This is a genomic window from Nitratidesulfovibrio vulgaris str. Hildenborough, assembly GCF_000195755.1.
Lineage (GTDB): Bacteria > Desulfobacterota > Desulfovibrionia > Desulfovibrionales > Desulfovibrionaceae > Nitratidesulfovibrio > Nitratidesulfovibrio vulgaris.
Genome location: NC_002937.3, coordinates 2,774,919 through 2,787,907, shown reverse-complemented (window position 1 = coordinate 2,787,907; position 12,989 = coordinate 2,774,919). Strand labels below are relative to the sequence as shown.

14 protein-coding genes and 1 other RNA gene are annotated in these 12,989 nt (G+C 64.4%); 6 read left to right on the top strand and 9 right to left on the bottom strand.

All coding sequences use genetic code 11. The features are described from left to right. Window positions 1-32: 32 nt before the first annotated feature. The gene (locus DVU_RS12530) at window positions 33-299 is read right to left on the bottom strand and encodes a phage regulatory CII family protein (RefSeq protein WP_010939945.1); all 267 of its coding nucleotides are present in this window, start codon (window positions 297-299) and stop codon (window positions 33-35) included. 181 nt (window positions 300-480) lie between these two features. Between DVU_RS12530 and DVU_RS12525 the strand changes: the two genes are divergently transcribed. Then, window positions 481-1,233 (top strand): LuxR C-terminal-related transcriptional regulator, encoded by a 753-nt coding sequence (locus DVU_RS12525; RefSeq protein WP_014524547.1) that lies wholly within the window; start codon window positions 481-483, stop codon window positions 1,231-1,233. 221 nt (window positions 1,234-1,454) lie between these two features. Here DVU_RS12525 and DVU_RS12520 read toward each other — a convergent pair whose 3' ends face one another. The 8 genes from DVU_RS12520 to glmU form a co-directional block, all read right to left on the bottom strand. Continuing rightward, on the bottom strand, window positions 1,455-2,174 hold the full coding sequence (locus DVU_RS12520; RefSeq protein WP_010939943.1) for a succinate dehydrogenase/fumarate reductase iron-sulfur subunit: 720 nt from the start codon (window positions 2,172-2,174) through the stop codon (window positions 1,455-1,457). Window position 2,175: 1 nt separating this feature from the next. Then, complete coding sequence (locus DVU_RS12515; protein ID WP_010939942.1) at window positions 2,176-3,345, bottom strand: FAD-dependent oxidoreductase; 1,170 nt, start codon at window positions 3,343-3,345, stop codon at window positions 2,176-2,178. Between the two features lie 555 nt (window positions 3,346-3,900). Beyond that, window positions 3,901-4,524 (bottom strand): trimeric intracellular cation channel family protein, encoded by a 624-nt coding sequence (locus tag DVU_RS12510; protein ID WP_010939941.1) that lies wholly within the window; start codon window positions 4,522-4,524, stop codon window positions 3,901-3,903. A gap of 97 nt (window positions 4,525-4,621) precedes the next feature. Continuing rightward, window positions 4,622-6,181: a ribonuclease Y gene (gene rny, locus DVU_RS12505; protein ID WP_010939940.1), complete on the bottom strand. Its 1,560-nt coding sequence runs from the start codon at window positions 6,179-6,181 to the stop codon at window positions 4,622-4,624. Between the two features lie 185 nt (window positions 6,182-6,366). Beyond that, window positions 6,367-6,550, bottom strand: a non-coding RNA gene (ssrS, locus tag DVU_RS12500) — 6S RNA. A 22-nt stretch (window positions 6,551-6,572) separates the two neighbouring features. Then, window positions 6,573-6,836, bottom strand: a complete 264-nt coding sequence (gene zapA / locus DVU_RS12495; protein WP_010939939.1) for a cell division protein ZapA — start codon at window positions 6,834-6,836, stop codon at window positions 6,573-6,575. Window positions 6,837-6,855: 19 nt separating this feature from the next. Further along, window positions 6,856-7,092: a cell division protein ZapB gene (locus tag DVU_RS12490; protein ID WP_010939938.1), complete on the bottom strand. Its 237-nt coding sequence runs from the start codon at window positions 7,090-7,092 to the stop codon at window positions 6,856-6,858. Window positions 7,093-7,123: 31 nt separating this feature from the next. Then, window positions 7,124-8,491: a bifunctional UDP-N-acetylglucosamine diphosphorylase/glucosamine-1-phosphate N-acetyltransferase GlmU gene (gene glmU, locus DVU_RS12485; protein ID WP_010939937.1), complete on the bottom strand. Its 1,368-nt coding sequence runs from the start codon at window positions 8,489-8,491 to the stop codon at window positions 7,124-7,126. A 445-nt stretch (window positions 8,492-8,936) separates the two neighbouring features. Here glmU and DVU_RS12480 point away from each other — a divergent pair, with 445 nt between their 5' ends. The 5 genes from DVU_RS12480 to DVU_RS12460 are packed head-to-tail and all read left to right on the top strand — an operon-like array spanning window position 8,937 to window position 12,984. After that, complete coding sequence (locus tag DVU_RS12480; protein WP_010939936.1) at window positions 8,937-9,815, top strand: phosphate ABC transporter substrate-binding protein; 879 nt, start codon at window positions 8,937-8,939, stop codon at window positions 9,813-9,815. Then, complete coding sequence (locus DVU_RS12475; RefSeq protein ID WP_014524545.1) at window positions 9,815-10,687, top strand: PstC family ABC transporter permease; 873 nt, start codon at window positions 9,815-9,817, stop codon at window positions 10,685-10,687. The genes DVU_RS12480 and DVU_RS12475 overlap by 1 nt, the downstream gene beginning before the upstream one ends. A 47-nt stretch (window positions 10,688-10,734) precedes the next feature. After that, window positions 10,735-11,607 carry a PstA family ABC transporter permease gene (locus DVU_RS12470; RefSeq protein WP_223295105.1) on the top strand — a complete coding sequence of 291 codons (873 nt, stop codon included), beginning with the start codon at window positions 10,735-10,737 and terminating at the stop codon, window positions 11,605-11,607. Between the two features lie 31 nt (window positions 11,608-11,638). Then, complete coding sequence (locus DVU_RS12465; RefSeq protein WP_010939933.1) at window positions 11,639-12,505, top strand: ABC transporter ATP-binding protein; 867 nt, start codon at window positions 11,639-11,641, stop codon at window positions 12,503-12,505. A gap of 2 nt (window positions 12,506-12,507) precedes the next feature. Then, window positions 12,508-12,984 (top strand): HAD family hydrolase, encoded by a 477-nt coding sequence (locus tag DVU_RS12460; protein WP_010939932.1) that lies wholly within the window; start codon window positions 12,508-12,510, stop codon window positions 12,982-12,984. The last annotated feature ends 5 nt before the right edge of the window (window positions 12,985-12,989 follow it).

Here is a 12,989-nt window from a genome sequence, read left to right as displayed (position 1 = left end):
GGCGAAGACAGGCGGCATGGCGGACAACCGGGTCAGTCGCAATGGCGCAACTGTCCGTCACCCTCGCACGGGGTCACCTTGTACCCCAGTTCGCGGGCCATGTATTCGAGCGCGGCAACGTTGCGTGTCACCTTCATGATTTCCAGCAAGGTCTCTGCCCCTAGTTTCGCACTGTGGTCGAAGGGGTTGAGCTCGCGCATCATGGTCGGATAGGGTTTTCCTATACATTCTGCGATCTTCTTCGATTGACGCGCGCCAAGGACCATGGACTGTGTGATGCTCGTGATCGACTGCCGCATGATACCCTCCCATCGGTTGTAATGCAGCTGGCAGCGTTTGATCGCCCCGCGACGAGGGCTTTTCCTATTATATCTACAAGCATGGATCGCGGACCCATGTAAACGGGCCGCTGTAAGTAGATGATGGTTGGCGTAGACAGTATTTTTGTGGTAGGTTGATACCTATATCTGACAGGCGTTCATGTCGGCGCGTTGGCGCACCGTACAAGACGGTGCATGGGTCGTATTGTCCATCGTAACGGGGGAAAGTGTGGAACCGGGAGGCAGGATTCTGGTCGCGGACGCGCAGCCGCTGGTGCGCGAGGGGCTCAAGGCGTTATTCGGCGTGATGGACGGGGTGTCCGTGGTTGCCGAGGTGTCCAGCGGGGGTGGCGTCCTCACTGTGTGTGACAGGGCGCGCCCTGACCTTCTGCTGCTCGACTGTTGCCTGCCGGAGAAGGATGGTGTCCTTCTCGCCCGCCTCATCAGGGCCCGCGGGGGGGGCGAACGTGTACTCATCCTGTGCGGGCATGGCGGCGACTGCCTCGACCCTGCTGTCGCGGCAGGGGCGGATGGTCTGTTGCTCAAGGAGGCGGACCACGAAGAGGTGCGCTTCGCAGTGCGCAGTGTCCTCGCAGGTGGTTTTTTCGTGAGTCCTTCGGTGGCGGGGCGACTGGCCACACGGTGCAGACAGGGGTGGGCCCTTGAAGACAGGCGGACCGGCGGGTGGGAGGCACTCACCCCGCGTGAGCGCGAAGTGTTGCATTACGTGGCCGAAGGATTCCGTAACCGGGAGATTGCAGACCTTCTGGTGGTGAGCGAAAAGACGGTGGAAAAGCACCGTGCCAACTTCATGGCGAAGCTTGGTCTGCACAGCGCTGCGGAAGTGAGGGCGTTCGCCCAGCGGCAGGGTTTGCCGTTACGGCTGCGGGACCACCTTGTGGAAAAAGGGTGACGCAAGGCGCGCTTGCCGCAACGCTGTCGGCCTTCGTGTACGACACGTGAAACCCCAGAGCATGGGCCGCTTGGGGCTGGCGTTGCCGACACAGCGCATCGACAGTCGGGCCGGATACATCCTCGCTGCGCCCCTCCTTGGCGCGAGGCAGCAGCGACACGTTGCGGCCCATGCGGTCCCCTTTCGGGATGGCAGTCCGGCTTCTCTCCTCCTCTTTTACGTCATTCCTTGCGTTCCCGCATGCGCCGCAAGTCCATGATGGCGCGTGCGGGATAGACGCCGTTGGGACAGGCCCTGCTGCAGGCGAGATGCCGCTGGCAGTGCTGTTCACCATGGGGGCCGAAGGCAAGGGCCGCCAGTCCCTCGGGCACATCCGGCCCGCGCCCCATTTCCCTGCGCACGGCGGCGAGTACGGCAGGCCCGGCGAAAGACGTTCCGTCGCCGGTCTCTGTGCCGGTGACAGGGCAGGCCGAGACACAGCAACCACATTCGATGCAGTTCTCAAGACGCGTGAACCGCTCGATTCCGGCGGGCAAGGCAGCCTGTGCCCGTCCTTCTGAAGGACGCAGGGTGCTCCAGTGCTCGTCGAAGTGCCTATAGAAGGCGCGCATGTCCACCATGAGGTCGCCTTGCAGGGGGAGGCCCCGCAAGGGTTCCAGCGTGACCGTGCCTTGCACGGACGACTCCGCTGCGGCTTCGTGGGCCGGGGTTATGCAGGCAAGACGGTCGCGCCCGTTGATGCGCATGGCACATGTCCCGCAACTGGAGTGGTGGCATGAGTGGCGGTAGACGAGCGTGGGGTCGATATCCACGCGGATGGCGTCTAGTGCGTCAAGCACGGAGGCGTGACCGGGGACGGCGACCTCGAAGGTGTCGAAACGTGAGGCTTCGCCACCGGGGGCGCAACGGAAGACCTTGAAGGTTACCGGGGTGTCGGGCATGTCAACTCCTGTAGAAGGCCCTGTAGGGCAGGAGGGGCGTGGTACGCGTGCGGCATGGATGCGCTCCGGCATCGAGGCCGAGACTGGCGCAGATGACGTCGGCGGTCTTCTCCGCCATGGCGCGCAGGGTCATGGCCTTCCCCCCGATGATGGAGAAGAACCCGCGTACGCCGTCGCGTTTGCCGTGGTCGTAGCAGTCGAAGGTGCGGCTGATGTCCTGCAGTCGGGAGGCACCGGGGTCGCGGATGAGCGGACGCGCGGCACTCCATGCAGAGCGTCTGGGCCTGTCGGCACAGGCTGGTACCATGTGCGAACAGTTGTCGACCATGCGCTGTACGTGTTCCTCGGGGATGGACAGCCGGTCGGGGGCGTCCGCAAGCCATAGCGACGTGCCAAGCACCGAGAGGATGCGCTGCGGCACGATGATGTCGCCTTCACCGGGGCGGCGCAGTCGGTTGATGACCATCTCCGTGACACGGCCCTCGATGGCGACCAGAACACCCGGCCCCGGCTGGATGGGGACTTCGATGCCTGCCAGTGCCGCGATGTTCCCGGCCCATGCCCCTGCGGCGTTGATGACGACATCAGCTGCCACATCGCGTTCCGTGCCGAGTCGGATGTCGCGTACCCGCAGCCCGTGCACGGCCCCGGCACGGGTATGGACGCCGACGACTTCGGTGAAATGATGGGTCTGTGCCCCGTTGGCGCGCGCCGTGGCGAGGAAGGGCAGCGGAAGCCGCCATGCATCGAAGGTGGCGTCCGGCACCTGCACGGCGGCACGTACGGATGCGGAGAGGGCCGGTTCAAGCTCACGGGCGGCGTCCCCGCTCATCTGGCGAGTGGGGATACCGCATTCGGCGCAGCTTTCGACGAACACGGGAAGGTAGTCCATGTCTTCGTCGTCCATGGCGACGAAGAGTCCGCCGTTCTGTTCGATGGCTTCGGGTACGAGGGTCCGCAGCAACCTGTTCTCTTCGATGCACTCGCGGGCCGCTTCCTTGTCGTTGACGGCATAGCGGCCTCCGCTGTGCAGCAGGCCATGATGCCTGCCGGTGGCCCCGGAGAAGAACTCCCCACGTTCGAAGAGACTGACGGCGAAGCCCCGCAGCACGAGGTCGTGGGCGAGGGCGGCGGCAGTGCCACCACCGCCTATGATGGCGATATGTTCCATGCGTAAGACTCCATGGATGATTTAGGACCTTCTACCACGGTGGGGCGGGCATCGCCACAGGAAGATGAAACCGGACGGCATGTTGTGCGGCTGCTGGCGTGAATGCCCACCGCGTACCCCGGCATGTGATGGCCCGGCACTGAACGTGCGGTGATGCTGCGTCGACGAGGTGGCGGGGGGGCAAGGGACGTAGTAGGGACGCTGCAAGCTGTGTCCGTTGCATGAAAAACGGTGGCGTACGCGGCGCTGTGCGCGACGCCGGTGTATGTCCGAATGCCGTGCGATGAAAGCCGTGTGTCGGAGGTGCGTGCAGGGTGGCGAGTGGAGGAGGTGCCCCGGCCCACAGGATACTGCGGTGACCCCAGACTCACCGGAAATGGTGCCAGTCGTCGGGCCTCGCGCGGGTCGGGTTGTCTGCACTGGTGACATCGGAGGCTGCCCCCATGTGCCCCGGCGGGGTGATGGTGGCGGGGGAGAGGGCTGGAATGGGACGGTGGTGTCTGGAATGCGCCGCGCGTCGTCCCCGTTTGGGGAGGCAGCGGCGTGTGGTGCCGGTCAGTCGTCGTCATCGACGCGCGGGATGCGCGGAAGCCTCATGCGCAGCCATATGGCCATGAGTCGCAGCCCGGTCGTGACAGCGGCGCTTCCGGCGAGTTGTTCCAGAGGGGGTCTGCCCAGTGCTGCCAGCCCAAGCAGCGCCACTGCGCCGAGGATGGACGCCGTGGCATAGAAATCCGTGCGCAACACGGCGGGCACTTCTCCCACGAGCACATCACGGATGACGCCGCCGCCCGTGGCGGTGAGCACGGCGAGAAAGACCACGGGGAGTCCGCCGAGGCCGAAGGCCATGGCCTTCGCACCACCGATGGCGGTGAAGACGCCAAGCCCCACCGCGTCGGCATAACGCACGAGGTTGCGCCGTGCCGCGACACCGCGCGCGAAGAAGAACACCAGCAGTCCCCCGGCGAGGCACACCAGCAGGTAGGCGTCGTTGTGGAACACCGCCGGAGGGCCGTAGGCGAGCATCATGTCGCGTACCATGCCTCCGCCCACTCCTGTGACCGTAGCCAGCACAAGGACGCCCAGTGCGTCGAGTTCGTGGCGTGCTGCCTTCAGCGCCCCTGCCACGGCGAAGGCGAACGTACCGAAGATGTCAAGGGCGTACAGCATGTCCTGCATGGGCTATCCGTCTGCCGTCGGGGGCTGTTGGGGCTTCGTTATGGAAAGAGCCCGGCCTGATGGCCGGGCTCTTGTCGCGCATTCTCAGGGACGGCCGTTACTTGGCGTACCCCACGGCCCTGCGTTCGCGGATGACCGTGACGCGTATCTGGCCGGGGTAGGTGAGGTTCTTCTCTATCTTGGCGGCGATGTCCTTGCAGAGCATGTAGGTCTGGTCGTCGTCGACGTTCTCGGAGTTGACCATGACCCGTATCTCGCGGCCCGCCTGAATGGCGTAGACCTTGGAGACGCCTTCGAAGCCCGTGGCGATGTTCTCGAGGTCTTCGAGACGCTTCACGTAGTTCTCGAGCAGTTCCTTGCGGGCCCCGGGACGCGCTCCGGAGATGGAGTCGGCGGCCTGGACCAGAACCGCCAGCGCGGTCTTGGGGGGCTGGTCCTCATGGTGCGCGGCGATGGCGTGGATGATGTCCTTGCCTTCGCCGTACTTCTTGGCGATGTCGGCGCCGATGAGGGCGTGCGGACCTTCGACCTCATGGTCGACGGCCTTGCCGATGTCATGCAGCAGACCTGCGCGCTTGGCCTTCTTGATGTCCATGCCAAGTTCGGCGGCCATCATGCCGCACAGGGCTGACACTTCGAGGGAGTGTTGCAGGACGTTCTGCGAGAAGCTTGTGCGGTAGCGCAACTGGCCGAGCAGCTTGATGATATCGGGGTGGATGCCGTGCACACCCGCGTCGAAGGTGGCCTGTTCGCCGACTTCGCGAACCTGCACTTCGAGTTCCTGCTCACATTTGCGGACGATGTCCTCGATGCGGGCAGGGTGGATGCGTCCGTCCTGGATGAGGCGTTCGAGGGCCATCTTGGCGACCTGACGGCGCAGGGGGCTGTATGCGGAGAGGATGACCGTCTCGGGGGTGTCGTCGATGATGAGGTCGACCCCGGTGGCGGCTTCCAGCGCGCGGATGTTGCGCCCTTCGCGACCGATGATGCGGCCCTTCATGTCCTCGCTGGGCAGGGTCACGGCGGTGACGGTCTGTTCACCGACGTAGTCGCCCGCGTAGCGCTGGATGGCACTGGCGAGGATTTCCTTGGCCTTGCGGTCTGCGGTCTCGCGGGCTTCCATCTCGATGACGCGTATCATCTTGGCGGATTCGTGGCGTGTACGGGCCTCGACCTCCTCCATGATGCGCGCCCGTGCCTCTTCGGCGGTGAGGCCGGAGACTTCTTCGAGGCGGTGGTCCTGTTCGGCGATCTTGCCTTCGAGTTCCTCTTCGAGCGTGGCGAGACGACGCTCCTTGCGGGTGAGCTCCTTTTCTATGGCCAGCACCTCATGTTCCTTCTGGGTGGCCTTTTCGAGCTTCTCCTCAAGACGTTCGCCCTGCTCTTCGAGTTTGCGGTCGCGGGCCTTGAGCTCGCGTTCGCGTTCCTTGAACTCGTTCTCCAGCTCGCGCTTCTGGTTGAATATCTCGTCCTGCCCCTGAAGGAGTATCTCCTTCTTCTGGGCCTGGGCCTCCTTGCGGGCCTCTTCGACGATGCGCTTTGCCAGTTCGTTGGCGTCACCGATGCGCTTTGCGCTGACATACCTGTGCAGCAGGTAACCCGTACCTGCGCCAAGCACCGCGCCGATGGCGATATATGCGAAAATCATGAGCCCCATACCTCGAACTCCCGTTATGGTGTCGGACGTGCGTCCGGTTGAAGTCGACCGGCAATATGCCGACCGTACCCCGAAGACGGAAGACGGGATTCAGGCAAGGTGCTGCCGCGTCGCTCCGGGCCGCTCCGCGCACTCATATGCAAACGCGGATGCTGTCGGGCGTCGTGACCTGCGGCGAAGGGGCCAGTGGCCCCGGAGAGCCGTGTGACATACCAAAGCAGGACCTGGTGTTGACCAGGGGGGCTTCTCGGGCGGGCCTTCAGGCTACCCGGTCATGCCGGGCGTGCACACCGGTCCACCGTACCGATGCCCTATTTCAAGCTTGTGAGGTCAGCGATGGCATATCTATCACGCACACTCCAGGGGTACTGATGCCAAGGCGCGACGGGAATCACGCCAATTCTTCTATCTTGGCCAGCACAGCGGCGATGCGCTCGCGCGTCTCGTCGTTGCGCCGGTTAGCTTGCAACAGGTCGTCGGCCAGTCCCAGAACCAGAAAGGTCAGCAGCTTCTCCTTGCTCAGCTGTCTTCCATGAAACTTGAGCCTGTCGAACCGTTCTTCAACAAGGGCCTTGGCGCTTTCAACGCGCTTGGGGTCGGCCTCCGCCTTGAAGGAGACCTCTAGCCCCAGAACGGTGAGGTTGAAGCTGCGCATTCGGACCCGCTGGCGCGCCCTAGGCGTCGCCAGTTTTGTCCTTGAGCGTTGTCAGCAACGAGTCGATGCGTCCGAGGACGGCATCCTTGACGCTGCGTTCCTGCTCAAGGGCTTCCTTGAGGGTACGATTCTCTTCGGCCAACGCCGCAAGGCCATTGTCAACCTCTTCTCGGAGGGTGCGGTTTTCCTCGCGCAGGGATTCGAGCTGCGCAAGAAGCGACGTGACGCGGTTTTCTAGCAGGTCTAGCAGTTCCATGAGTATTCCCTAGCCCTTTCAGGGCGCGAAATCAAGCTTTGGGCTTGCGCGGAAGGTTGGTCTGGCGGCCTCTGGCAATGGCGAGGCTGGCTTCGGGAACGTCCTTGGTGATGACCGACCCGGCCCCCACGAGACTGCCGTCGCCCACCGTGACCGGGGCAACCAGTGCCGTATTGCTGCCGATGAAGGCGCCTGCGCCTATCACCGTGCGATGCTTGTTCTTTCCGTCATAGTTGCAGGTGATGGTCCCTGCGCCGATGTTGGCTCCCGCCCCCACGTCGGCATCGCCGAGGTAGGTGAGGTGTCCGGCCTTGGCACCCTTGTGCAGACGTGCCTTCTTCATCTCCACGAAGTTGCCCACGCGCGCCTCTTCGTCAAGGACGGCACCGGGCCGAAGCCGTGCGAAGGGGCCCACGCTGCAACCCTTTCCCACCGTGGCGCCTTCAAGGTGGCTGAACGACTTGACCTCGCTGCCTGATTCCACCTCGGCATTGCGCAGCCAGCAGTGCGAATGCACCACGGCACCGCGGGCGATGCGGCTGGTGCCGTAGATTTCACATGGGCCGTATATCTCCGCACCGGGTTCGATGGTGGCGCGGGGGCTGATGCGTACCGTCTCGGGGGCGTGGATGAGTACGCCTCCCTCGATGTGTCCGATGACGAGGCGGGTGCGGAGCAACGCCTCGGAACGGATGAGTTCGGCAGGGTTGTTCACGCCAAGCAGGTTGGGGTCTTCACCGCACTGGATGCCGAGCACGTTCATGCGCTCTGCCACAGCCAGTCCCACAAGGTCCGTGATGTAGTATTCGCCACTGCGGTTGGCGTTGGTGAGACGCGGCAGGAGCGATTCGACGGCGTCGAGCCTGAGGGCGTAGATGCCGGTGTTGATCTCACTGGGTTCGGGGCCGTAGAGGGCCTCGTCGTAATCCTTGGCCTCGACGATGGCAGCGACGTGGCCGTTGTGGCGCACCACTCGACCATAGGCACCCGGGTCGGGCAGGGTGAGCGTCATGAAGGCGATGTCCGCCTCGGCGCTTTCCTTGAGGAAGAAGTCGATGGTCTCGGTGGCAAGCAGCGGCGTGTCGCCGTTGACGACCACGACGCGGTCGAGACCGGCTGCGCGCAGCGACTCCCAAGCCATCTGCAGGGCGTGGCCCGTGCCAAGCTGCTGTTCCTGCACCACGAAGCGCGCGTCTTCGCCTGCGAATGCCGCGTATATCATGTCGGCCCGATGGCCGACCACCGTCCAGACCCGGTCGCCGAAAACGGGGGCCAGTGCATCCATGACGAAGCGAAGCATCGGTTCGCCAAGGATAGTCTGCAAGACCTTCGGCTTGTCGGAATGCATGCGGGTGCCTTTGCCCGCTGCCAGTATGAGAGCGCCTGTCGTTGACGCCATGATGCCTCCGGATGAGGGATGTTGTTCGCCCGTTGCCCCGCGGGGGGGGGGAGGGCCTGTTCGCCGCTACGCCAGTAATGGCGAGCCTTGGCGGGTGGTCGCACACTATCCCCCGACGGGGCCGCTGTCCAGATGCACGACACTGCCTGCCCCCTCCTGATGGGGCGTGAGAAGGCCGGGGGCTCTAGCCCGGCGAGGCACGGCCTGTATGCACTGCGAAGAGATCGGGGTGAGGTCGCACGCCGAGGAGGCGCCGGGGCGCCTTGGCCGTCCCGCGTGACGGCACCCCGTGCGCTTTCGGCGCGCCTTATAGCCCGTGGCTATCGTTGACCGCTTCGATCATAGAGTCTTTCGATTTGTCCATGCTGTCGGTGAGCGGGTACTGTCCCTGCCTGTACCCACCATCAAAGCTGCCCGCAGGGCTGTAACGCGATAAGGAGTCGTCATGTCACGCGTCATCTCCACCCGTCTCTCCACGTACCGCGACCGTCTCGTTCGTGCCGCGGGCCACGCCTTCGTCGTCTGCGCCTTCGTCGTCCTTGCGCAGGTTGCCCATGCCGCCTCACCGCTGGAAGCCTTCAAGGGCATGTCCGGCAATCTCGATATCGCCGGAGGTACGGCGCACATCCCCGTCATGAAAGAGGCCGCGAAGCGCATCATGACGCAGAATGCCGCCATCCGGATTTCCGTCGCGGGCGGCGGGTCCGGCGTCGGGGTCCAGCAGGTGGGCGAGGGCCTTGTGGCCATCGGCAACACCGGGCGTGCGCTTTCGGAGGCCGAGGTCGCCAAGTACGGTCTCGTCTCGTTCCCCTTCGCCATCGACGGCGTGGCCGTGGTTGTGAACCCCGCCAACCCTGTCGGCGCGCTCACTGCGGCACAGGTACGCGACATCTACGCGGGCAAGGTGACCAACTGGAAGGCACTCGGCGGTGCGGACAGGGCCATCACCCTCTATACGCGTGACGAGGCCAGCGGCACGCGCGAGGTGTTCGACGGCAAGCTGCTTGCCAAGGGCGCCGTCGCAGCCTCGGCCAATGTCGTGCCCTCCAATGGCGCGATGAAGACCGCCGTGGCGCAGGATGCCGGGGCCATAGGCTATGTGGGCATCGGCCACATCGACACTTCGGTGAAGGCCCCGGTGCTCGACGGCATGGTGGCTACGCAGGAGAACGCCGCCAACGGCAGTTATACGGTCACCCGCAAGCTCTACATGAACACCAAGGGTCAGCCCACCGGACTTGTCCGCGCCTTCATCGACTATCTGTTCACCGACGAAGGTGCCGATATCATCCGCGCCAGCGGCTACATCCCCACAGGCCGGTGATGCTCCGCCGCTGGAAGGGCGGCGTGGTCACGACCGTGTGTGCGCTCTGCGCCGCCTCGGTCGCACTGGCTCTTGTCGCCATCTTCGCCTTCCTGTGTCTCTTCGCCCTGCCCGTCTTCATGGACGGGCAGGGTTTTGCCGTCATAGCGGGTGACTGGAAGCCCGCCACAGGCTCCTATGGCGTTCTCCCCATGCTTCAGGCTTCGATGGGGGTGGCCGGAATCGCTCTTGTCATCGGATTTCCTCTTTCATTGGGAATCTGCTGCGGCATGAACGGTCTTGCCCCCAGTGGTGTGGGGCAGATGTTCAGGGGGCTGGTGCGTTGCCTGACCGCCGTCCCGACCGTCGTCTACGGTTTCGCCGCCCTGTTCCTTCTTGTGCCACTCGTGCGCGAGGCTGCGGGACGTGGTACGGGGCTATGCTGGCTTACGGCTTCTCTGGTGCTTGCCCTGCTGGTGGTGCCGACCATGGTGCTTGTCATGGAGGCGGGCATGGGGCCGACAGTTGAACGGGTGCGTCTCACGGGGGCGGCCATGGGGCTCAATCGCGGACAGGTCATGGTGCACATGGTGCTGCCTCTGTGTTGGCGGCATATGGCTGGTGCAGCGGCGCTTGGCTTTGGCAGGGCGATGGGGGACACGCTGCTGCCTCTCATGCTTGCCGGTAACGCGGTGCAGTCACCGGGGTCACCTCTGGAAAGCGTCCGGACACTTACCGCCCACATCGCACTCGTCCTTGCGACGGATAGCCGCAGTGGAACCTACGGTTCGTTGTTCGTGGCCGGGTGTCTTCTGTTGCTTCTGAATCTCGCCGTGCAGCTCGTCTTGCGTGTTCTTGCGCGATCGGGAGCGCAATTCAGGGGGCGAACTTGAGGCGTTGCGCGAATCTTGCGTTATGGCGCATCTTCGTGATGGTATCCATGACTGTCACGCTGGTGGGCGTTGCGGCCTTGCTGGGCGTCGTACTCATGCGTGGCCTGCCTGCACTGGGACCGGCATTGCTGTTCGGTGACGTGTCGCCGCTGGCTGCGATGACCGGGGCCGTTCCGGTATGGGATGGCATCTGGCCCGCATGTGCCGGAACCTTCGCCCTGCTCATGGTGGCACTTGGCCTTGCCGTGTTGCCGGGAATAGGCTGCGGCATCCACCTCGCGCTGTTTGCAAGCCCTCGCACGCGAGTCCTGCTGGGACTTGCCGTCGACCTGCTGGCGGGGGTGCCATCCATCGTCATGGGGCTGTTCGGATTCACGTTGTTGCTTGCCTTGCGGCGCACTGTCGCGCCTGACGCCTCGACAGGCCTCCTGCTTGCCTCGGTGTGTCTGGCGCTCTTGGTGTTGCCTGTGCTGGTGGTGACCACGCGAGGCGCACTGGAGGCGTTGCCTGCGCAGTTGAGACTCACCGGGGCGGCGCTTGGGCTCGATACGTGGGGGAGGCTGCGGCATCTGCTGCTGCCCGCCGCCGGGCGGGGCATCCTGGGGGGCGTGCTGCTGGCTGCCGGGCGCGCTGCCGAAGACACCGCCGTCATCATGCTCACGGGGGTGGTCGCCAGCGTGGGCTTGCCCGCCGGTCTTGGGGAGCGTTTTGAGGCCCTGCCCTTCACCATCTTCTATCTGTCGTCGCAGTACCGTGATGCCGTCGAACTCCAGCGAGGTTTCGGGGCGGCAACGGTGCTGCTCGTGCTGTCGCTGACGTTGCTGGCAGGTGCATGGCTGTTGCAGCGGGTTCTTGAACGGAAATGGCGGGGCGTGCTCCCTGTGTCACCCTGTCAGGGAACATCAGAGGACATCAGGTGAGTATCAGGCGAGTATCAGGGGAGGATAGGCCATGAAGGATAGCATCATGCGTGCCGTTCGAGGTGTTCTGCAGCGGGCGACCTCTGGGCGTGTCAATGGACGCAGCCCCGCGGAACAGTCTGCGGCGTGTGCGCTGCCGGAAGGCCTCGCGGCACGACTCGCCGGGGTGCGGGTGGCGTTCGGTACGCGGCAGGTGTTGCATGATGTGCACCTCGACGTGCCGTCCGGCATGACCACGGTGCTCATCGGGCGTTCCGGGTCCGGCAAGTCGACCCTTCTCCGGGTGTTGCAACGTCTCAACGAATGCCTGCCGGGATGCACGACGACGGGGCGTGTCCTGCTACGGCTGGACGGGCGGGTTGTCGACGCCTATTCCGGTGCCGTGGGCGACCCGTCATGGCTGCGTGCGCGTATGGGGATGGTCTTCCAGTCCCCCGATGTGCTGCCGCTTTCCATCCGGCGCAACATGGACATGACCTTGCGTCATGTCCTCTGCCTTCCCGAGACGGAGGTCGCCCCTCGCATGGAGGAGGCGTTGCGCGAGGCGGCATTATGGGATGAGGTGCATGACAGGCTGGACGAGAACGCCCTTGGCCTGTCTGGCGGGCAGCAGCAACGGCTGTGCCTCGCACGGGCGCTGGCACTTCGCCCGGCCTTCCTGCTGCTCGACGAACCTACGGCGTCTCTGGACATCGCGTCTGCACGGGCGATCGAGGAGCGCATCACGTCTCTCGGTCACACGCGCACCGTGGTCATGGTCTCCCACGGGTTGCGGCAGGCGTTGCGCCTTGCGGACAATCTTGTCCTCGTCGATGCGGGGCGTGTCGTCCGTGTTTGGAACCGTCACGGTGCGGGACTTCCTGATGTGGCTGAACTCGAACACCATCTTGAGGATTGAAGATGCTTGAATATGTCATTCCCGGTGTGAAAACGTTACGCCTTGAGACACTGCTCCTCGACTATAACGGCACCATTGCACGCGACGGACGGCTTGTGCCCGGCGTCGCCGAACGTATCGGCCGTCTTGCCGGGGACTTGCGCGTTGTGGTGCTCACCGCGGACACACACGGGACCGTGCGCAGGGAGATGGCGGCACTGCCCGTTGACGTGGAGGTCCTCGAAGGGTGTGAAGGGGCACAGGACAAGGCCAAGCTCGAAGCCCTCATGCGGTGCGGGGCTGGCACGTGTGTCGCCATGGGCAACGGGCGCAACGACGAACTCATGCTGCGCGACGCCGCCCTGTCCGTGGCTGTGATGGGGGATGAAGGTGTTGCCGTAGGCACGTTGGTCGCCGCACAGGTCGCTGTCCGTGACATCAACGATGGGCTCGACCTGCTGCTTGAGCACGGCAGGCTGGTGGCGACACTCCGGTGTTGAGCCCG